The organism is Pseudomonas sp. Hp2 (assembly GCF_006386585.1).
GTDB classification, from domain to species: domain Bacteria; phylum Pseudomonadota; class Gammaproteobacteria; order Xanthomonadales; family Xanthomonadaceae; genus Pseudomonas_S; species Pseudomonas_S boreopolis.
The window spans coordinates 145,957-166,551 of sequence record NZ_VAHJ01000008.1; the positions used below are offsets into that span (position 1 = coordinate 145,957).

11 protein-coding genes and 1 riboswitch are annotated in these 20,595 nt (G+C 71.5%); of the genes, 7 read left to right on the top strand and 4 right to left on the bottom strand.

The window, feature by feature from the left end; translation table 11 throughout:
* The first annotated feature begins 159 nt into the window (after nt 1-159).
* The 3 genes from FD678_RS18940 to zwf all read left to right on the top strand — a co-directional run bounded on the left by FD678_RS18940 (nt 160) and on the right by zwf (nt 5,646).
* Nucleotides 160-420, top strand: coding sequence for a YcgL domain-containing protein (locus FD678_RS18940; protein ID WP_140727608.1), 261 nt, complete (start codon nt 160-162; stop codon nt 418-420).
* On the top strand, nt 413-3,736 hold the full coding sequence (locus tag FD678_RS18945) for an ankyrin repeat domain-containing protein (protein ID WP_140727610.1): 3,324 nt from the start codon (nt 413-415) through the stop codon (nt 3,734-3,736). The genes FD678_RS18940 and FD678_RS18945 overlap by 8 nt, the downstream gene beginning before the upstream one ends.
* Before the next feature lie 251 nt (nt 3,737-3,987).
* Nucleotides 3,988-5,646 (top strand): glucose-6-phosphate dehydrogenase, encoded by a 1,659-nt coding sequence (gene zwf / locus FD678_RS18950; RefSeq protein ID WP_140727612.1) that lies wholly within the window; start codon nt 3,988-3,990, stop codon nt 5,644-5,646.
* A 142-nt stretch (nt 5,647-5,788) separates the two neighbouring features.
* On the opposite strand, the gene FD678_RS18955 is transcribed toward zwf, so the two are convergent.
* Entirely contained in the window at nt 5,789-7,624 is a 1,836-nt protein-coding gene (locus tag FD678_RS18955; protein WP_140727615.1) for a monovalent cation:proton antiporter-2 (CPA2) family protein, read from the bottom strand.
* A gap of 394 nt (nt 7,625-8,018) precedes the next feature.
* Here FD678_RS18955 and mgtE point away from each other — a divergent pair, with 394 nt between their 5' ends.
* Nucleotides 8,019-9,392, top strand: coding sequence for a magnesium transporter (gene mgtE / locus FD678_RS18960; RefSeq protein WP_140727617.1), 1,374 nt, complete (start codon nt 8,019-8,021; stop codon nt 9,390-9,392).
* A gap of 149 nt (nt 9,393-9,541) precedes the next feature.
* Here mgtE and FD678_RS18965 read toward each other — a convergent pair whose 3' ends face one another.
* The 3 genes from FD678_RS18965 to FD678_RS18975 form a co-directional block, all read right to left on the bottom strand.
* Nucleotides 9,542-11,881 (bottom strand): TonB-dependent hemoglobin/transferrin/lactoferrin family receptor, encoded by a 2,340-nt coding sequence (locus FD678_RS18965; protein ID WP_140727620.1) that lies wholly within the window; start codon nt 11,879-11,881, stop codon nt 9,542-9,544.
* Between the two features lie 177 nt (nt 11,882-12,058).
* The gene (locus FD678_RS18970; RefSeq protein ID WP_140727622.1) at nt 12,059-12,943 is read right to left on the bottom strand and encodes an EF-hand domain-containing protein; all 885 of its coding nucleotides are present in this window, start codon (nt 12,941-12,943) and stop codon (nt 12,059-12,061) included.
* 28 nt (nt 12,944-12,971) lie between these two features.
* Nucleotides 12,972-13,772, bottom strand: coding sequence for a DUF4198 domain-containing protein (locus FD678_RS18975; RefSeq protein WP_140727625.1), 801 nt, complete (start codon nt 13,770-13,772; stop codon nt 12,972-12,974).
* Between the two features lie 186 nt (nt 13,773-13,958).
* Here FD678_RS18975 and FD678_RS18980 point away from each other — a divergent pair, with 186 nt between their 5' ends.
* From FD678_RS18980 to FD678_RS18990, 3 genes are all read left to right on the top strand, one after another.
* Nucleotides 13,959-16,667 (top strand): bifunctional acetate--CoA ligase family protein/GNAT family N-acetyltransferase, encoded by a 2,709-nt coding sequence (locus tag FD678_RS18980; protein WP_140727627.1) that lies wholly within the window; start codon nt 13,959-13,961, stop codon nt 16,665-16,667.
* A gap of 179 nt (nt 16,668-16,846) precedes the next feature.
* A complete protein-coding gene (locus tag FD678_RS18985; RefSeq protein ID WP_140727629.1) occupies nt 16,847-17,482 on the top strand; it encodes a hypothetical protein in 636 nt (211 codons plus the stop codon).
* A 243-nt stretch (nt 17,483-17,725) separates the two neighbouring features.
* Nucleotides 17,726-17,946, top strand: a riboswitch (cobalamin riboswitch).
* Nucleotides 17,947-18,265: 319 nt separating this feature from the next.
* Nucleotides 18,266-20,593, top strand: coding sequence for a ribonucleoside-diphosphate reductase subunit alpha (locus FD678_RS18990; RefSeq protein WP_218569860.1), 2,328 nt, complete (start codon nt 18,266-18,268; stop codon nt 20,591-20,593).
* The last annotated feature ends 2 nt before the right edge of the window (nt 20,594-20,595 follow it).

Sequence of the window (20,595 nt, forward strand, 5' to 3'; positions counted from 1 at the left end):
GTATATCGGCGGTGCATCAAGCCCCCGTCGTCGATGACATTCACGTGACGTCGCGCCAGATGAATGGCGCCCATGCTGGCGAAGCTTTCGCCAGTGCCGTATTTCCGACACAATCTCAAGCCACTTCGATCTCCCTACGCCGGGCGCGGCCCCGCGCGCATGCAAGCCTACGTCTACAAAAGCCAACGCAAACAGGACACCTACGTCTACCTCGCCCGGCGCGACGACTTCGCCACGATGCCCGCGCCGATGCACGCGCAGCTGGCGCCGTTCGCGTTCGTGCTGGAGGTGGCGCTGACCCCCGAGCGGCGGTTGGCGCAGGCCGACGCGGAGCAGGTGCGCCGCCAACTGGCCGAGCGCGGTTTCTTCGTGCAGTTCCCGCCGTCGCCGCTGGCCGGCATCGGGCGTGGCGATGAGTGACGGCGCTTCCCGGCGTTCGCGCGCCGCCGCGATGGCCCTGGCCGCCGGCGCGGCGCTGTCGTTGCTGGCCGGACTCGGCGGCGTGGCCGCGGCGCTCGCCGCATGGCTGGCGCAGCCGGCGTTCGCGCTGGCGGTGTCCTGGCGCCGCGGTACCCGCGCGCTGCCGTCCGATCCTCGCGCGCTCGCGCAGGACGTCCTGCCGTTGCTGGGCCTGTGGGGCGCGGCGCTGGCGGCGCTGGCGCTGCTGGTGACCTGGCCCCTGGCGGCGCTGCGCGAAAGCGGCAGCCTGGCCGCCGCGCTGGCGCTGAGCGTGGCGGTCAGCGCCGCGCTGCTCGCGCTGTGGCGCACCTGGCCGCTGTGGAGCGGCGCCGAACGCGAGGCCGGCCCCTTGCGCACGCGCTGGCAGGCGCTGGCCGGGCAGGAACTGCAATCCTGGCCGGGGCTGGGCGTGGCCGCCCTGGTGCTGGCCGCCTGCGCCGGCGGCGTCGCGCTGGCCTGGCCCGCGCTGCTCCCGCCAACCGCGCGCTGGACCCTGGCGATCGCCGCCGCGGTGCTGTTGCCGTTCGCGCACGGCCTGCTGCAGCGGGTCGTGGCCGCGCCTGCGCCCGAGGCGCCGCGCCGTCCGCAGGCGCACGAACTCCTGGAAGAGGCGGCCAGCGCCCCGCAGCCGCTGGAGCCGATGGCGCGCGAGCGCCTGTTGCCGGAACTGTACGAAGCCGCCCGCAACGGCCGCGTCGATCGCGCGCTGCAACTGCTCGAAGCCGGTGCCGACCCGCATGCGCTGCCGCCGCCCGACGCGCGCGACCAGCGCAGCCTGGCGGTGCTCGCCGCGGTGCTCCCGGACCTGCGCCTGCTGCGCGAGTTGATCGTGCGCCGGGTCGACGTCAACCATGCCCATCGCGGCATGACCCCGCTGCTGGCCGCCACCCGCGACAGCTGGCACGGCCGCCCCGAGGCGGTGATGACCCTGCTCGCCAACGGGGCCGATCCGCGCGCCACCGATGCCGAGGGCAACACCCCGCTGCATCACGCCGCGCGCAGCTCCGACCCCGGCGTGGCCGCGCTGCTGCGCGATGCCGCCGCGGAGCTGGATGCGCTGAACCACGAGGGCCATTCGCCGCTCGCCACCGCCTGCCAGGTCGGCAACTGGCGGCTGGCGAAGTTCCTGCTCGAACGCGGCGCCCGGCCCGAGCCGGAAGGCGGCGTCCCGGTGCTGCTGGCCGCGGCCGGCACCGAGGAGGACGATCCGGCCGGCGTGCAGCTGCTGCTCAAGCACAAGGCCCGCATCGACGCGCGCGACCGCCAGCGCCGCAGCGCCCTGCACGAGGCCGCGCTGGCCGGGCACGGCGAGATCGTCGAAGCGCTGCTCGCCGCCGGCGCGAACATCGAGGCGCGCGACACGCTGGCGCGCACCCCGTTCCTGGATGCCGCGCGCAACGCCCGCGGCGCGGTGATCGAGGCGTTGCTGGCGCGCAAGGCCGATTTCACCGCCGTCGATGCCGAAGGCCGCAACGCCGTGCTGCTGGCTTGCGGCGCCGAACAGGTCCCTCCGGCGCTGGTGCAGCGCCTGCTGGAGCTGGGCATTCCCGCCGACCAGCCCGACCATGCCGGGCGCCGCGCGGTCGACCTGGCCGCCGAGGCCGGCCGCTGGGCGATCGTGTCGCTGCTCGATCCCGGCTATCCGCTGCCGAGCGCGGTCGCCGACGCCGGCGGCGATGCCGAGCCCGCGCCGGGCACCGCGCCGCGCGCGCTGCCGGACCGCCCGCCGCTGGTCCTGCTGCGCGAAGGCCTGCAGCTCGGCCAGCGCGATGGCCTGTCCGCGCTGGCCCGGCTGTGCGATCCCCAGGAGATGGGCGGGTTGCTGCACGACCCGCACCTGGCGCTCAATCCCGAGGCGGTCGACTGGCTGCTCGGCCACGGCGCCCAGCCGGAAGTGCGCGACGCCTGCGGCGACGTGCCGATGTTCGCGCTGCTCTCGCGCGGCGTGGACGCGGTGCCGGTGCTGCAGGTGCTGCTGCGCCACGGCGTGTCGCCGGCCGGCGCCGGCGGACTGGGCCGGTTCCTGGCCGCCTGCGTGCAGCACGACGCCGCCTCGCGCGGGCTGGAACAGTTCGCGCTGGAACTGCTGGAGCGCGGCGCCGATCCGTTCGCGCCGTCGCCGGCCGGCGACCCGCCCCTTTCGCTGGCGGTGCGGCTGGGCTGGCTGCGCCTGCAGCAGGCCCTGCTGGAGCGGGGCGTCGACCGCGAGGCGCGCGACAGCCACGGCATGACCGCGCTGCACCTGGCCACCGCGCTCGGCCGCGAAGCCTCGTTGAAGCTGCTGGTCGTGCAGGGCGCCTCGCCGGAAGCGCGCGCCGCCGACGGCCAGACCCCGCTGGGCGTGGCCCTGTCGAGCGGCCGCCGCGACCTGGCCGATTGGCTGGACTGGCGGGTCTGGGCGCTGCCGCGTCGCACCCTGCGCCCGGCCGACGTGCCCGCCGCGGCCACCAGTGGCGATGCCGACGCGGTGCGCCGCCTGATCGACCTCGGCCTGCCGGTCGATGCCATCGATGCGCAGGGATGCACCGCCTTGCTGCGCGCCGCCGGCGGCGGCCACATCGCCGTGGTCGACCTGCTGCTGGCGCGCGGCGCCGATCCGCAACACGCCGCCAACAGCGGCGCGACGCCGTTGTCGGCGGCGGTCAGCATGCGCAATGCCGGCATCGTCGCCGCATTGCTCGCCGCCGGCGCGCAGATCGAGCACCGCCTGCCGGGCGGGGTGACCGTGCTGATGCTGGCCAGCGCGCTGGGCCTGCCGGACATCGTCGCGCGCCTGCTCGCCGCGGGCGCCGACGTGCATGCCAGCGACGCGCAGGAGCTGTCGCCGCTGCATTGCGCCGCCCTGTACGGCTTCACCGCGCGCGACAAGGCCCGCCTGCTGGCGCTGCTGGACACGCTGCTGCTGGCCGGCGCCGACCCCGAGGCCGTGGCCGCCGGCAAGGTCAGCCCGCTGCTGCTGCTGCTCGGCGCGCGCGCCGAGCCGGGCACGCCGTGCGAGGAACAGGTCGTGCTGGCCGGCGTGGAGCGCCTGCTCGACGAGGACGTCTCGCTGGACGTGGCCGACCCGCGCGGCTTCGGCCCGCTGCACTTGGCCGCTTTGCACGGCCTGCCGCTGCTGGTGCAGCGGCTGCTGCGCGCCGGCGCCGACCCCGACCGCCGCGACGCGCTCAACCGCACCCCGCGCGAGATCGCGATCATGCGCGGCTTCATCGACGTCGCCGGGCAGTTCGAACCCACCGTGCCGGGCGTATCGTCGATGGCGCGGTTCCTGCGGTAGGCGTTTCCAGCTTCGCAAGCCACGCTTCGCGGGCTTGCCGTGGACGATCCTGCCCCTGATCGCGGGGCCCGATCCTCGCGCTGTCGCCGTAATCGCGGCGGAAAGGGCTGCGCACCAGAAACGCCCGGATGGACGGAGCGACGGGCGCATGCCCTCGGCGGCGCGTCGTCGTTCCGTGAGCGGCCACGGAGGTCGACCATGCCAGACTGCGCCTTCGCGCGCCGCGCGGCGCGCCTTCGAGGAGGACGTCCATGAGCGATCCCGCATCCGTCCCGCCCTGCATCGTCGTGGTGTTCGGTGCGCGCGGCGACCTGACCCGCCGCCTGGTCATGCCGGCGCTGTACAACCTGCGGCGCTCCGGCGGGCTCAGCGACCACTTCGCGATCGTCGGCGTCGACCACGGCGATGTCAGCGAGCGGGCCTGGCGGGCCGACATCGGCCGCACCATGCGCGGGTTGATCGGTGCGCGCGATGCCGAGTTCCAGTCGGACGGGTTCGACGAGCAGGCCTGGGATTGGCTGCGCGAGCGCATGCACTACCTGCGCGGCGATTTCACCGATCCGGGGGCCTATGCCAGGCTCGGCGCGCTGTTGGACAAGTTGCAGCCGCGCTACGGCGCGCAGGGCAACGTGCTGTTCTACCTCGCCACTGCCGCGCGGTTCTTCGAGACCGCGCTGCTCAACCTGGGGCAGGCCGGGTTGACCAAGCAGCGCGCAGAAGGCGGCTGGAGGCGGGTGATCGTCGAGAAGCCGTTCGGCCACGACGTGGCCAGCGCGCGCCATCTCAACGAGGTGGTCGCGCGCGTGCTGGAGGAGGACCAGGTGTTCCGCATCGACCATTTCCTCGGCAAGGAGACGGTGCAGAACATCCTCGCGTTCCGCTTCGCCAACGGGTTGTTCGAGCCGGTATGGAACCGCGACCGGATCGATCACATCCAGATCACCGTCGCCGAGACGATCGGGGTGGAAGGGCGCGGGCGCTTCTACGATCCGACCGGTTGCCTGCGCGACATGGTGCCCAATCACCTGTTCCAGTTGCTGGCGATGATCGCGATGGAACCGCCGTCGGCGTTCACCACCGAGGCGATGCACCGGCGCCGTGCCGAGGTGATCGAGGCGGTGCGGCCGCTGACGCCGGCCGACGTGGTGCGCGGGCAGTACGCCGCCGGGGCGGTCAACCGCACCGCGGTATGCGGTTATCGCGAGGAGGACACGGTGCCGGACGATTCCAACACCGAGACCTACGTGGCGATGAAGCTGCAGGTGGACACCTGGCGGTGGGCCGGCGTGCCGTTCTACCTGCGCACCGGCAAGCGCATGCGCGAGCGCACCACGGAGATCGCGATCCGCTTCAAGCCGGCGCCGCTGGCGCCGTTCCGCAGCACCGAGATCGGCGGCTACGGGCCGGACTGGCTGGTGCTGCACATCCAGCCGGACGAGGGCATCTCGCTGCAGTTCGACGTCAAGCGCCCCGGCCCGCAGGTGGCGCTGGCGCCGGTGCGCATGGATTTCCGCTATCGCGACTGGTTCCCTAAGGAATACACCGTCGGCTACGAGCAATTGCTGCGCGACTGCATGAACGGCGAGTCCGGCCTGTTCCAGGATGCGGCGATGGTGGAGGGCGCGTGGCGCATCGTGCAGCCGATCCTCGATGCCTGGAAGGAGCCGCCGAACGATTTTCCCAACTATGCCGCGGGCAGCGCCGGTCCTGCGGCGGCGGACGCGCTGCTGGCCCTGAACGGCGGCCATGCCTGGCGGCCGCTGACGCCAGGACGGCGGCCGCCGCCGGCGAGCCGGTCGGCAGCCAAGCCCGCACCGGCGAAGAAGGCGCGGGCTCCGGCCAAGGCCGGGACCAAGAAGGCCGCGGGAGCCGCGCGCAGGCGGACGGCCAAGGCGGCGAAGAAGCGATAGCTGGAGAGAGGCAGAGGCTCTCGTTTCCGAAGCAGAGGCAAGTCCGTCGAGTGCGCAGGCAGGCGCGCCGTCCAGCACGCCATGCGCGCCCGGAACCGCGGCGGGCATCCGGCGACGCGCGGCCCGGCATGGAAACCCGGCGTCAGCCGGGCGCGTTCTGTCCTGTGCCGGCCTGTCCCCTGGCTGTTCCGGCGGCGGCGGGTGTTTCCGCATCCACGTCGGCCTCGAACAGCTTCATCAGGTCGGTGCGCGCATCGCGCGAGGCCTGGATCACCGCGGCTTCGTCGTCGTAGACCAGGTATTGCCGGCGCAGCAGCTCCTCGTCGTGATGGCGGAAGCGCTCGACGCGATCGCGCGCGAGGCCGGCATCGATGCCCAGCGCCACCAGCAGTTGCTCGCTCAGTTCCAGGCTCGACCCGAACAGTTCGCGGAACGGTTCCGCGCCCAGGTCCATCAGCTTCCAGGCGTGCTGGCGGTTGCGCGCGCGCGCCAGCACCTTGGCCTGCGGATACAGGCGGCGGATCAGCCGCGCCGCCTTGATGTTGGTGTCCGGATCGTCCATCGCCACCACGAACACCTTGATGCGCTCGGCGCCGGCCGCGCGCAGCAGGTCCGGGCGGGTCGGGTCGCCGTAGTACAGCTGGCTGCCGAAGCGGCGCAGGTCCTCCACCGTCTCCGGGTTGTTCTCCAGCGCGACGAAGGGGATGTGCTGCGCGGTCAGCAGGCGCGCGACGATCTGGCCGAAGCGGCCCATGCCGGCGATCAGCACCTGCGGCGCCTGGATCTCGATCGTGTCGAAAGGCTTGTCGTCCTTCGGCGCCGCCGCGCGCTCCGCGCCGACCAGGATGCGCTGCATCGCCAGCAACACCACGGGCGTGAGCGCCATCGACACGCCGACGATGGCGATCAGCCGGTCATGGTCGGCCGCGCCGAGCAGGTTCACGCGCTGGGCCTCGTTGAACACCACGAAGGCGAACTCGCCGCCCAGCCACAGCACGCTGCCCAGCATCAGGCAGCTGCGCACCGGCAGTTTCGCCCATCGGCCGACCCCGACCAGCAGCGCGAACTTGACCAGCAGCAGCAACGCCACGCCGCCGGCGATCAGGCCGGGCTCGCGGGTCACGCGCTCCAGGTCGATGCCCATGCCGATGGCGATGAAGAACAGGCCCATCAACAGGCCTTCGAACGGCTCGATCTGCGATTCCAGCTCGTGGCGGAACTCCGAGTCGGCCAGCAGCACGCCGGCCAGGAACGCGCCCAGGCTCGGGCTCAGCCCGGCCTCCTGCATGAACCAGGCCGTGCCCAGCACCACCAGCAGCGCGCTGGCGGTGAACACCTCGGGCATGCGGGTGCGCGCGACGATCCGGAACAGGTGGCGCAGCACGAAGCGCCCGCACAGCACCACCAGCGCCAGCGCGCCCAGCGCCTTGGCCACGTCCTGCCACTCCAGCGCATCGTTCTTCGCCCCGCCCAGCAGCGGGATCGCCGCCAGCAGCGGGATCGCGATCAGGTCCTGGAACAGCAGGATCGCGAACGCCAGCCGGCCGTAGTCGGTATTGAGCGCCTTGCGCTCGGACAGTACCTGCAGGCCGACCGCGGTCGAGGACAGGGCCAGGGCCAGGCCGACGATCAGCGCGCTCTTCCAGCCGAAGTGGTCGGCCATCAACATCGCGCCCAGCACCACCGCCGTCAGCGCCACCTGCACGGTGCCGGCGCCGAACACCGAGCGCCGCATCAGCTTCAAGCGCGCCGGCGACAGTTCCAGGCCGATCACGAACAGCAGCATCACCACGCCGATCTCGGCCGCGCTCAGGATGCGGTTGGTGTCCTGCACGAAACCGAGCCCGTCCGGGCCGAGCACCAGGCCGGCGATCAGGTAGGCCAGGACCGCGCCCAGGCCGAATTTCTTGAACACCGGCACGGCGACGATCGCCGCCAGCATCAGGACCAAGGCCAGTTCCAGGCCGCCGCTATGCATCTGCGTTCTCCATCGGGTGGCCCATTATGGGCGGCATCGTCCCTCGTGGCTCGCGCATGGCGCTCCGCACGCGCGCGACCCCGGCCTGCACGGCCGGCGCTCGCCGCGTGCGCCCTCGCAGGAGCCCGCGCGTGCGGCCATCCCATTGACCCTGCGGGCCCATCGGCGCAGACTTCGCGCCGCCGCCGGCGGCCGAACCCGCCAGCGCGTCTTGCGGGTCCCCCGCCAAGGCGCCGCGCCTCCGAGGTGCGGGCATCCCTCTTTGGAGTCCCAACACCATGTCCAGCGACAGTCACCCTAGACCGGGGTCGATGACAGGGCTGGCGACCGCCTGAGCGATCGGGACCGGTTCGCCGCCGCTGCATCGGCCGTGGCCGAAACGAGGCGAACCCCCATGAACAACGAGAACCTGCTGCGGCTGCCCCCCGAGGCGGCCGATGCGCTGATCGCGCCGCTGGCCGAGCTCAACACCGCCGACGCGGTGGAATACCTCAACGGCATCGACCGCGAGGACGTGGCCGCCATCCTGGCGGTGCTGCCGCTGCCGCGCGCGGTCAAGATCCTGGAACAACCCGAACTGCGCGATGCCAGCGCGCTGGTGGCCATGCAGGACGCCGGCCGCGCCGCCGAGCTGCTCGGGCTGATGGCCGACGACCGGGCCACCGACATCTTCCAGGACCTGGACGAGGACGACCGCGACCAGCTGCTGTGGCGGCTCGGCCCGGAGACCCGCCGCGCCATCCAGAAGCTGCTGCACTACCCGCCCAACACCGCCGGCGCGCTGATGACCACCGAGTTCGTCGGCGTGCCCGCCGACTGGACCGTCGGCCGCACCCTGCAGTACGTGCGCGAGGTGGAGCGCAGCCGCGAGACGGTCTACGCGATCTACCTGCTCGACCCGCGCGAGCGCACGCTGGTGCAGGTGGTGACCATGCGCCGGCTGATCACCGGCGAGCCGAACGCGCCGATCCTGGACGTCGCCCAGGTCAATCCGCCCATCACCGTCGATGCGCAGCTGGACCAGGAGGAGGTCGCGCGGCTGATCCGGCGCCACGACCTGCTGGCGATCCCGGTGGTCGACGCGCAGCGCCACGTGCTCGGCATCGTCACCGTCGACGACATCCTGGATGCGCTGATCGCCGAATCGACCGAGGACGTGCACAAGTTCGGCGGCGTGGAGGCGCTGGACAAGCCGTACATGCAGATCGGCTTCGGCGAGATGATCCGCAAGCGCGCCGGCTGGCTGAGCGTGCTGTTCCTCGGTGAGATGCTGACCGCCAGCGCGATGCAGCACTTCGAGGACGAGCTGGCCAAGGCGGTGGTGCTGACCTTGTTCATCCCGCTGATCATGAGTTCCGGCGGCAACTCCGGGTCGCAGGCCACGTCGCTGTTGATCCGCTCGCTGGCCTTGCGCGAGCTGCGCCTGCGCGATTGGTGGAAGGTGGCGCTGCGGGAGATCCCGACCGGCGCGGTGCTCGGCGGCATCCTCGGGGTGCTGGCGATCGTGCGCATCGCGGTCTGGCAGAACGCCGGTTTCTACGACTACGGCCCGCACTGGGCGATGGTCGCGCTGACCATCGGTGCGGCGCTGGTCGGCATCGTCATGTTCGGTTCGCTGTCCGGCTCGATGCTGCCGTTCGTGCTGCAGCGGCTCGGCTTCGATCCGGCCAGCGCCTCGGCCCCGTTCGTGGCGACGTTGGTGGACGTGACCGGATTGGTGATCTACTTCAGCATCGCGGCGTTGATCCTCAGCGGCACCTTGCTGTAGCGAGGGGAGCCCTTCATCCGTGCCCCGGGATTTCCCGCCGGGGCAGGCTGCCCCGGCGGAAGCGGCCGTCTCCCGCAACGCCGCTCCGGGCATCTTCCCCGGCACGCGGGGAAGGGCCGGTCACCGGCGCGACGCAAGGCGGCGCATGCTCAGAACGTCCAGTACAGCGTCACCCGGTAATTGCGGCCCGGTTCGCTGTAGCGGCCGATGCCGTAGTCGGTGGCGTAGCCGTACAGGTAGAAGTCGCCGCGGACCACGTTGCGGATGCGGGCCCATTGGTAGTAGCGCTCGTCGAACAGGTTGTAAATGCCGGCGTTGATGCGCAGGCGGTCGTTGACGCGATAGCTGCCGAACAGGTCGAACACCGTGTAGGCATCGCTCAGGAACGGCTCGGCCTCGGTGCCGAACACCGTGGTCACGGCATCGACGTCCTTGCGCTTCTTGGCCAGCGAGTGGGTCATGTTGCCGGTGATGCGCAGGCGCTCGTCCAGGCCCTGCCAGCTCAGGCCGAGCACGCCGCGATCCGGGTTGATGCTGTCCAGCGGGCGGCCGTCCTTCTGCTCGCCCTCGTTGTGCGACCACGCCGCGCGCAGCAGCCAGGCCTCGCCGAGCTTCCACAAGCCTTCCAGTTCGGCACCCTTGACCGTGACCTCGCCGACGTTGACCACCGAGGTATAGCTGTAGCCGTTGCGGGTGGAGCACGCGCCGCGCGTGCAGCTCAGGTACCGGGTGCCTGCGTTCGCGGTCAGGGTGACGGTATCGATGAAATCGTCGTAGCGGTCGCGGAAGACCGAAAGGCCGATGCGGGCGCGTTCGCTCTCCCAGCGCCAGCCCAGCTCCAGGTTGAGGCTCTTCTCGGCGTCCAGGTCCGGGTTGGCGGCGACGGTGGGCACGGTCACGCTCGCGCCGGTATCCGCCTCGGTGAGGGTGGTGGTGCTGGTCGGCGCGTACATCTCGCCGGTGGTCGGGGCGCGGAAGCCGCGGCCGGCCTGGAACCACACGGTCTGGCGCGGGGCGAAGGCGTAGCTGATGCCGGCCTGCCAGGTCGGCGAGGAAAAGCTCACCGCGCGCACCGTGCCGGTGGGATCGACGAAGGTGTCGTCCAGCTTCGGCGAGTAGCGGTAATGGTCGTAGCGCGCGCCCAGGGTCAGCTGCAGGCGGTCCTCGTACAGGCCGATGCGGTCGCGCAGGTAGACGTTCCAGGAGGTCGCGTCGGTCCTGGGCACCTGCGCCGGGTCGACGGTGGCGCTGTCGAGCACGCCGGCGTTGTTCCAGCGGTAGTCGATCGCGGTGTAGTCGATCCTGCGCCGCTGCCAGGCCGCGCCGTACAGCAGCGACTGGCGCCAGCCCTCGCCCTGCAGCGCCTTGTCCAGGTCCAGCGCGATGCGGTCGAGCTTCTGCTCGTCGCGGCGGTCCTCGGCGCGCTGGCACGGCAGCGCCGGCGTGCAGGCGGTGGTGACCGCGCTGGCGGTGGGGTTGGCGGAGGTGCCGCTGCCCGCGCTGATGCGGGTGATGCCCCGGCTGGCGGTCTTCTGGTGGTCGGCGTGCGCTTCCAGCGTGTCGAACAGCGCGTTGCCGGCCCGCCACGTGTAGCGTAGGCCATAGCGGTCGCGGTCGTTGCTGTCGTCGCCGACGCGGGTCAGGTAGCCGGGCGAGGCCACCCGGCTGAGGTTGTCGACCGTGTTGTCGGCGCGGTTGCGCTCGTAGACCACGCCGATGCGATGCGCCTCGTCCGCGACGAAATCGACCTTGGCCAGCACGTTGTCGCTGTCGTGGTCGATCGGGTCCGGCGTGCGCCGGCCGCTGCCGGTCGCCACCTCGGTATCCGAGTACCAGCCTTCGGCCTCGTGGCCCTTGCGCTTGGTATAGGTCAGCATCGACTCGATCCGGCCGGTGCGGTTGGCGAAGGTGACGTTGCCCAGCGCCTGCTCGTTGTAGCCGGTGTAACCGGTCTTCAGGCCGAAGTAGCGATCGTCGCCCTGCGGCGCGAGGTAGTCGTACGGGTCCTTGGTGGTGAACACCACCGCGCCGCCGAGGGCGCCGCTGCCGGCGCCGATCGAGTCGGCGCCCTTGACGATCTCCACGCGCTTGAGCGAATCGATGTCCACGCCGCCGCGGCCGGCCCGGAAGAACTCGTAGCTGCGCGCGGTCTCCAGGCCCTCGGCCATCGGCAGGCCGTCGAGGGTCATCGCCACCCGGTCGCCTTCGATGCCGCGGATGTTGAAGCCGTTGTCGCCGAACCGGCCCAGGTCGGCGATGCTCACGCCGGGCACGTAACGGACCACGTCCTCCATGCTCTCGGCCTGCTCCTGCTCGAGTTGCGTGGCGCCGATCACGGTGACGTTCTGGTTGGCGGAGGCCTGCTTCTCGCGCTTGGCCCGCACCTCGACCGGGTCGAAGTCGCGGGCGTCGGCGGGCGTTCCGGCATGCGCAGGCAAGGCCAGGCCGGCGGCGATCGCCAGCGCCAGCGCGTGGTGGGTGGATCTCATGGCATTTCTCTCCACAGTCAGGAAAAGGACGGGGCGCCGTTCTGGCGCGGACCTGGCTGCGGGCGCATGTGCGCGGTGCGTCGCTAGGAGAAGGAAGATCGAGCCGCGGCCGGGGCCGCGGCATGGACGGGAATGGCGGCGCCGGGCGGCCGGGTGGCGCCCGGCGGCAGGCGCGGATCAGTCGCTGCGGCGGCGTTCGGTGGCCGGCACGTGCAGGTCGGATGCATCCACCACGCCATCGCGGTTGCGGTCGGCGGTCTCGAACAGGCGCTTGCCGGAGACCTGGTACTCGGCGAAGGTCATCCGGCCGTCCTTGTCGGCATCGAGCACGCCGAAGCGCACGCGCACCTGGCGATCCTCGCGCCGGGTCAGCGTGGCGATGCGTTCGTCCAGCCGCGCCTCGTACTCGGCCAGGTATTCGTCGAGCGCCAGCGCGCCGTCGCGGTCGGCGTCGGCGCGGTCGAACTGCGCGTCGCGCACGCGGTCGAACTCGGCGCGCTCGACCTTGCCGTCGCCGTTCTCGTCGTACAGGGCCAGGAAGCCCTCGGCGGTGTGGCTGGTCGGCATGCGCAGCAACCGGCCGGCCTGGCCGGAACGCGTCCTCGATGCGTCCGCCGGGGCCGCCTTGCCTTCGCCCGCCAGCGCCCGCTGGCCGCCTTCCCAGGTCTTCCCGCCGGCCTGGTCGAATTCCCGGCGCGAGACCTTGCCGTCCTGGTCGGCGTCGAGCGCGGCGAAGCGCGTGCGGGCCTGCTCGACCTGCGCGGCGCGCTCGCGGCGGAGTTGCTCGTGCAGGCGCGCATCGAACTCCTGCACATACTCGGCCTCGTCCACGACGCCGTCGCGGTTGCGGTCGGTGGCGTCGAAGCGCGCGCGCCGGAACGCCTCGAACTCGGCCCAGCCGACTTTGCCGTCGCCATCGGCGTCGTGTTCGGCGATGAAGGCCGCGACATTGTCGCCGTGGCCGCCGACCAGGGGACGGGGAGCCGCGGAAGGGGTCTGCGCCCGGGCGGCGAGCGGGAGCAACGCGGCCAGGCACGCGCCGGCGAGTACGCCAGTTTTCATGGGATGTCTCCGGGGTTGGAAAGAAGTCTTACGGCTCGAGCACGCGGAAGGCGAGCGTGTAGCTGTGGCTGTACTCGGCCACCGGCGCGCCGGCCGGTGCCGGGGCGCGATGCCGGCTCAGGGCCACGAAGGTGCCGGCGCGCTTCAGGTCGAGCTGGGCGCGGCCCTCGGCATCGGTCTGCAGCGTGTCCACCTGCGGCTTGCGGTCGGAGGTCCATACCGCCTCGGTGACCTCGACCTTCTGGTTCGCCAGCGGCTTGCCGTCGTACTGCACGATGAACTCGAAGCGCTCGCCCACGTACAGGTCGTTCGGGTGCGCGACCGGCACGAACTCCAGGCCGCGGCCGCGCGCGGCCAGCGCGGTGCGGTCCGGCGCGCCGACGCTGACGTAGGCCTCGGCGAGCGTGAGCGACTGGAAATCGGAAACCACCTTGGCCCCGGCCGGGATCTTCGCCGACGCATCGCGCGAGCTTTCGCGCTTGCCGTCGACCTCCCAGGTGCGGAACCGGGCGCCCAGCCGTGGGCCGGTGCTCAGGCGGTAGGTGCCGGTGCCGGGCGGCAGGGTGTATTCGGCGACGGTGCGGGTCTTCATCGCGTGCACCGCGTCCGGTGCGGCGCTGCCGCCGTCCGGCCGGACGATGACGAAGCGGCTGTCGTCGAAGGCCGCCTCGGGCACGAAGAAGGTCTCGGCGAAGGATGCGTCCAGCGCCACGGTCTGGCCCGCGCGCGGCGCGAAGTCGCTGGGGACGAGGTAGGGCGTGTGGGCCGAAGCGGCGAAGATGGAGGTGGCGCCGAGCACGGCGGCGGCCAGCAGGGTCAGCGGTTTCATGGGGTTCCCCGGTCCGTAGTCGAAGATCGCTGGCCGGACGGGCGTCGCGTGCTGGCTGACGGCGCGATTCTACCGCAAATGAGAATCGTTATGAACAAGTGAAGCGCTGCCGCGATTGCGTTGCGTCATGTCGCGTCCCGGGACTGCCGTGTACCGTGGGATCCCTCGCCGACAACCGCCCGTTGCATGAGTACCTACCACCTGCAGTCCGTGTTCCGACCCAAGTCCGTGGCGATCGTCGGCGGCAGCCCGCGCGAGCGCTCGGCCGGGCGCGCGGTGGTGCGCAACCTGCGGGCGGCCGGGTTCCCGGGCCAGATCGGCTGGGTCAGCCCGCGCTATCCGGAAATCGACGGGATGCGCACGGTGCGCCGCCTGGCCGACCTGCCCTGGGTGCCGGAGCTGGTCGTCATCACCACGCCGGCGCGGATGGTGCCGCGGGTGGTCTCGCTGGCCGCGCGCCAGGGCGTGGCCGCGGCGATCATTCTCACCGCCGGCCTCGGCGAGGGGCCCGGCTCGCCGGCCGCGCGCGCCGAGGCTGCCGCGCGCGCCAAGGGCCTGCGCATCCTCGGCCCGCATTGCCTGGGCGTGATCGCGCCGCATGCGCGGCTCAACGCCTCGATCGCCGCGCATTGCCCGCAGGCCGGCGACCTCGCGCTGGTCTCCGAGTCCAGCGCGATCGCCGCCGCGCTGGTGGAGTGGGGCGTGGCGCGCTCGGTCGGCTTCTCCGCGGTGGTCTCGCTCGGCGACGCGGTGGACGTGGACTTCGGCGACCTGCTCGACTACTTCGCCACCGACTACCGCACCCGCGCGATCCTGCTCTACGTCGAGCGGATCCGCGACGCGCGCAAGTTCATGTCGGCCGCACGCGCGGCGGCGCGCGCCAAGCCGGTGGTGGTGGTGAAGTCCGGGCGCCAGGCGCGCCCGGATCCGAATGCCGACACCCACTCGCAAGTGCTGGCGCGCCCGGATGCGGTCTACGGCGCGGCCTTCGCGCGCGCCGGCCTGCTGCGCGTGGGCGCGCTCGACGAGCTGTTCGCCGCGGCCGAGACGCTGGGCCGGATCGGCACCTTCCCCGGGCGCCGGCTGGCGGTGCTCAGCAACGGCGGCGGCGTCGGCCGGCTGGCGGTGGACCAGTTGACCCTGCGCGGCGGCACGCTCGCCGCGCTGTCGCCGCAGACGATCGAACGCCTGGACCGCGCGCTGCTGCAGGGCTGGTCGCGCGAGAACCCGGTCGACATCGTGGTCGATGCCGACGGCGAGCGCTATGCGACCGCGATCGAGGCGTTGCTGGAAGACCCGGGCAACGACGCGTTGCTGGTGGTGAACGTGCCGACCGCCTTCACCTCCTCGGCCGACGCCGCCAAGGCGCTGACCCGCTCGCTCGGCCCGCGCGGCCAGCACGCGCGCGACAAGCCGGTGTTCGCGGTGTGGCTGGGCCAGGACGATGCGGCCATCGCCGCGCTCAACGCCGCGCGCGTGCCGACCTACGCGACCGAGTCCGACGCGGTGCGCGGCTTCACCCACATGGTCCGCTACCGCGAGGCGCAGGCCGCGCTGATGGAGACCCCGCCGAGCCTGCCGGAGGATTTCGTCGTCGATGCCGCGACGGCGCGCGCGCTGGTCGAGCAGGCGCTCGCCGCGGGCCAAGCCTGGCTGGACCCGGTGGCGACCCAGCGCCTGCTGGAGGCCTACGGCATCGCGTGCGTGCCGCTGCAGGTCGCCACCACGGCCAACGAAGCCGCGCTGCTGGCCGACCCGATCCTGGCCGCGGGCGGCTCGGTCACGGTGAAGATCGTCTCGCCCGACATCGGCCACAAGTCCGACGTGGACGGCGTGCGCCTGAACCTGCCGAGCGTGGCGGCGGTCCGGCTGGCGGCCGAAGGCATCCTGGAGCGCGCGCGCAGGGTGCGGCCGCAGGCGCGCATCGACGGCGTGATCGTGCAGCCGACCATCCTGCGGCCGAAGGCCCGCGAGCTGATCGCCGGCATCGCCGACGACCCCGTGTTCGGGCCGGTGATCGTGTTCGGCCGCGGCGGCACCGCGGTCGAGGTGATCAACGACCGCGAACTGGCGCTGCCGCCGCTGGACCTGCGCCTGGCGCACGAACTGATCGGCCGCACCCGCGTCTCGCGCATCCTCAAGGGCTACCGCGACGTGCCGGCCGCCGACGAGCGCGCGGTGGCGCTGGTGCTGGTCAAGCTGGCGCAGCTGGCCGCCGACATCCCCGAGATCCGCGCGCTGGACATCAACCCGCTGCTGGCCGACCGCGACGGCGTGCTGGCGCTGGACGCGCGCGTGGCGGTGGCGCGTTCGCGCATCCTGCACAAGGGACGCGGGCATCCGCGCTTCGCGATCTTCCCGTACCCGAAGGAGTGGGAGCGCACCCTGGTGCTCGGCGACGGATCCACCGCATGGCTGCGCCCGGTGCGGCCGGAGGACGATGCGCTGTTCCGCGCGTTCTTCGCCCGCGTCACCGACGAGGACCTGCGGCTGCGCTTCTTCCAGTCGGTGAAGCACTTCAGCCACGAGTTCATCGCGCGCCTGACCCAGCTCGACTACGCCCGCTCGATCGCGTTGGTGGCGATCGACCCGAAGGGCGGCGACATGCTCGGCGCGGTGCGGCTGCACGCCGACGCCGACTACGAGAAGGGCGAGTACGGGATCCTGATCCGCTCGGACCTCAAGGGCCACGGCATCGGCTGGCAACTGATGCGAATCATGATCGAGTACGCGCACTGGCTCGGCCTGAAGGCGGTGGAGGGGCAGGTGCTGCGCGAGAACCGCACGATGCTGGCGATGTGCGAGAGCCTGGGATTCCAGGTCAGGCCCGATCCGGAGGATGCGTCGCTGATGAACGTGCTGCTGCAGGTGGGGACGGGATCCCTGCGTCCTTGAACGGCGCCGCGGCGTGGCCGTCGTTCCCGCGGGCAGGGCTCCGATCCCCGCGGGGCTTTGCCGGCGACGCGACAGCGTGCCCGCATGCCGCGCGCGGGGCCTGGCCGGCGTGGCGTGGAGCGCCATTCACCTTGCCGGGTGCAGCATGGGCGACGCCAAACCGCCCGGAGCCCGCCCGCATGTCCAAGCGCCCGATCCTGTCCGTCGTCTGCCTACCGGTCGTGCTGGCGCTGGCGGCCTGCGGGCGCCAGCCACCACCGGCAGCGGATGCCACCGCCGATCCGGCACCGTCGCCGCCGGCGGGCCCCGCGCCGGTGTTCGCGGATGCGTCGATCGGCCTGCGGCTGATGCCGGTGCCCGGCACCACGCTCGAGCGGGACTTCGACCGCGAGTACCTCGATACCGACGGCTGGAAGGCGTTCGCGCCCGGCGACAGCGAGGGCAAGCCCCTGGCTGCGCTGGTGCTGGACGGTTCCAACGATCTCGCCGCCGCCGAACTGCGCATCGGCAGCAGCGACAGCCTGCGCGAGGCCGCGCGCTGCCTGGAGCCGCCGCCGGAGGCGCAGGGCGACCCGGACCAGGTCGAGATCGGCGGGGTGGCCTTCGTCCACTTCCGCGCCGGCGACGCGGCGATGAGCCACTTCCTGCAGGTCGAGGGCTACCGCAGCGTGCGCAACGGCCGCTGCGTGGCGATCGACCTGATGGTGAGCGGCACCCGCCCGGAGGTCTACGACCCGCCGCGCAAGCCGCCGTTCGACACGGGCACCGCGGTGGCGCGGCTGCACCAGGCGCTGGACGCGGTGCACTGGCAATAGCGCCGGCCAAAGGCACGGGGCGCGGAACACCGTTTTCCATTCCGGTCCAAGGGGGGCGCCCCACGACCCAAACGGACCGGAACCCCGCCCCGGGAACCGCCCCTCCGGTGCTTGACTGCGCAGTGTTTTTGGACGTGCCCGGCCGCGCGCTGGAAACGGTTCACGGGGATTTCCGCCGCGCGCTTGTCCCACAAGGCTTTTCCGAATTTGCCTATATTTCGTGTTGACCCCCGGTGGGGACCCCACTATCTTGGGGCGGTCGGTGTCTCCGCTCACGAGGGCGGAGGCGAAGAGGGAAGCCGGTGACGCCCCCGATGGGCCACTCCGGCACTGCCCCGCAGCGGTAATTGGGAACGACGCCGTCAACGCACTGGGATCCTCCCGGGAAGCGACGGCCGAGGTGGCCGACCCTCGCGTCGGCCGTACCCATCAGTCCGAAGACCTGCCGACAGCCGCGCGCATGCACATCGCGCGGTGCCGGCCGTGACGTCCCCGGAGGGGGATGGCCGGTGAAGCGGGAGCTGCCCGCGGGCCTGGGCCCGCGCGCGCCGCGGCCCCCGCGACACCGCCGTCCGCTCCGCCGACACGGCCCGCCTCGCCTGCGAAGGGCGGGTCCGTGCACCACATGGAGGACGTATGACAAGCAACGACATCCTCGCCGCCGCCGCGGCCACCTCTTCGCAGTCCACCCCCGCCGCACCCACCCGCGTCGCTCCCCCCGCCGCGGCCGAGACCACCCCCGATTCCGCGGACCTGGTTCCGCCGCCCCCACAAGCAGCCGCAATGCCCGTTCAGACCCTCGACGAATCCGCTGTCTCCACCTGGATCACCAAGGAAGCCGGCAACCGCCGCATCCCGTTCGATCGCGCGCGCCTGGAGCGCAGCATCGATTCGGTCCATGCCGAGTTCCCGCACCTGGACGTGAGCGACTACAAGCGCGCCGTGTTCGGCTTCGTCGAGCGCAAGGAGAGCGTCAACGCCGACGACCTGGTCGACCTGCTGATCCGCGAGGCCGAGGCGCGCGTGGACCTGACCGCGCCGGACTGGGAGTTCTTCGCCGCGCGCCTGTACCTGCGCCGCCTGTACAAGCGCGCCAGCCGCAACCGCTTCTACGACGCGAGCCAGAAGTACGGCTCGTTCGTCGGCCTGCAGGAGAGCCTGGCCGACCGCAACGTCTACTCCAACGACATCCTGCGCTCCTATTCCAAGGACGAACTGCAGGAAGCCGGGCGCATGATCGACCCGGAGCGCGACAAGCTGTTCGCCTACAACGGCCTGTACCTGCTGGCCACGCGCTACCTGGCCACCGACAGCTCGCGCGGCGTGTTCGAGCTGCCGCAGGAGCGCTGGCTGACCATCGCGCTGTACCTGATGCAGGACGAGAAGCCGCGCGAGCGCCGCATGCAGCTGGTCGGCGAGGCCTACTGGGCGCTGTCCAACCTGTACATGACCGTGGCGACCCCGACCCTGGCCAATGCCGGCAAGGTCGGCGGCCAGCTGTCGAGCTGCTTCATCGACACGGTCGACGACAGCCTGCAGGGCATCTACGACTCCAACACCGACGTGGCGCGCGTGTCCAAGCACGGCGGCGGCGTCGGCGCGTACCTGGGCTACGTGCGTTCCTCCGGCTCGGCGATCCGCGGCGTGGCCAACTCGTCCGGCGGCGTGGTGCCGTGGATCAAGCAGCTCAACAACACCGCCGTGTCGGTGGACCAGCTCGGCCAGCGCAAGGGCGCCATCGCCGTGTACCTGGACATCTGGCACCGCGACATCGAGGCGTTCCTGGACCTGCGCCTGAACAACGGCGACCAGCGCCTGCGCGCGCACGACGTGTTCACCTCGGTGTGCATCCCCGACCTGTTCATGGAGACGGTGGAGCGCCGCGGCGACTGGTACCTGTTCGATCCGCACGAGGTGAAGCGGATCAAGGGCTGGTACCTGCAGGACTTCTACGACGAGAAGAAGGGCGACGGCAGCTTCCGCAAGAAGTACGAGGAAGTCGTCGCCGACGAGCGCATCAGCCGCAAGACGGTCAAGGCGATCGACATCTTCAAGCGGATCATGGTCAGCCAGCTGGAGACCGGCAATCCGTTCATGTTCTACCGCGACGAGGTCAACCGGAAGAACCCGAACAAGCACGTTGGCATGGTGTACTCGTCCAACCTGTGCACCGAGATCCTGCAGAACATGAGCCCCACGCGCATGATGCAAGAGATCATCAGCGGCAACCAGATCGTCACGACCAAGCAGGCCGGCGACTTCGTCGTCTGCAACCTGTCCTCGGTCAACCTGGGCCGGGCGGTGGTGCCGCAGGCGGGCCAGGGCGACCTGATCACCGACGTGCTCGAGCGCCTGATCCCGATCCAGGTGCGCATGCTCGACAACGTGATCGACCTGAACCTGCTGCCGGTGCCGCAGGCGACGATCACCAACCAGAAGTACCGCGCGATCGGCCTGGGCACCTTCGGCTGGCACCACCTGCTGGCGCAGAAGGGCATCCACTGGAACTCGCCGGAAGCCGAGCAGTTCAGCGACGAGCTGTACGAGCGCATCAACTACCTGACCATCCAGGCGAGCATGGCGCTGGCCAAGGAGAAGGGCACCTACGCGGTGTTCCGCGGCAGCGACTGGCATACCGGCGCCTATTTCCGCGACCGCGGCTACAACAGCCCGCAGTGGCTGGACCTGGCCGCGCAGGTGGCGGTCAACGGCGTGCGCAACGCCTACATGGTCGCCGTCGCGCCGAACATGAGCACCGCGCAGATCGCCGGCTCGACCGCCTCGATCGACCCGATCTACTCGGCGTTCTACTACGAGGAGAAGAAGGACTTCCGCCGCCCGGTCGCCGCGCCCGGCCTGTCGCTGGAGACCTGGCCGTACTACGAGAAGGGCGCCTACAAGGTCGACCAGTTCGCCTCGGTGCGCCAGAACGCGCGCCGCCAGCGCCACGTCGACCAGTCGATCAGCTTCAACTTCTACGTGCCGTCGACCATCCGCGCCAGCACCCTGCTGGAGCTGCACATGACCGCCTGGCGCGAAGGCCTGAAGACCACCTACTACGTGCGTTCCAACGACATCGACATCAGCGAGTGCGAATGGTGTTCGAGCTGACA

Bases quoted from the DNA above. Each gene is read 5' to 3' on its own strand.
- FD678_RS18940 (WP_140727608.1), top strand. From the start codon at position 160: ATGCAAGCCTACGTCTACAAAAGCCAACGCAAACAGGACACCTACGTC.
- FD678_RS18945 (WP_140727610.1), top strand. From the start codon at position 413: ATGAGTGACGGCGCTTCCCGGCGTTCGCGCGCCGCCGCGATGGCCCTG.
- zwf (WP_140727612.1), top strand. From the start codon at position 3,988: ATGAGCGATCCCGCATCCGTCCCGCCCTGCATCGTCGTGGTGTTCGGT.
- FD678_RS18955 (WP_140727615.1), bottom strand. From the start codon at position 7,624: ATGCATAGCGGCGGCCTGGAACTGGCCTTGGTCCTGATGCTGGCGGCG.
- mgtE (WP_140727617.1), top strand. From the start codon at position 8,019: ATGAACAACGAGAACCTGCTGCGGCTGCCCCCCGAGGCGGCCGATGCG.
- FD678_RS18965 (WP_140727620.1), bottom strand. From the start codon at position 11,881: ATGAGATCCACCCACCACGCGCTGGCGCTGGCGATCGCCGCCGGCCTG.
- FD678_RS18970 (WP_140727622.1), bottom strand. From the start codon at position 12,943: ATGAAAACTGGCGTACTCGCCGGCGCGTGCCTGGCCGCGTTGCTCCCG.
- FD678_RS18975 (WP_140727625.1), bottom strand. From the start codon at position 13,772: ATGAAACCGCTGACCCTGCTGGCCGCCGCCGTGCTCGGCGCCACCTCC.
- FD678_RS18980 (WP_140727627.1), top strand. From the start codon at position 13,959: ATGAGTACCTACCACCTGCAGTCCGTGTTCCGACCCAAGTCCGTGGCG.
- FD678_RS18985 (WP_140727629.1), top strand. From the start codon at position 16,847: ATGTCCAAGCGCCCGATCCTGTCCGTCGTCTGCCTACCGGTCGTGCTG.
- FD678_RS18990 (WP_218569860.1), top strand. From the start codon at position 18,266: ATGCCCGTTCAGACCCTCGACGAATCCGCTGTCTCCACCTGGATCACC.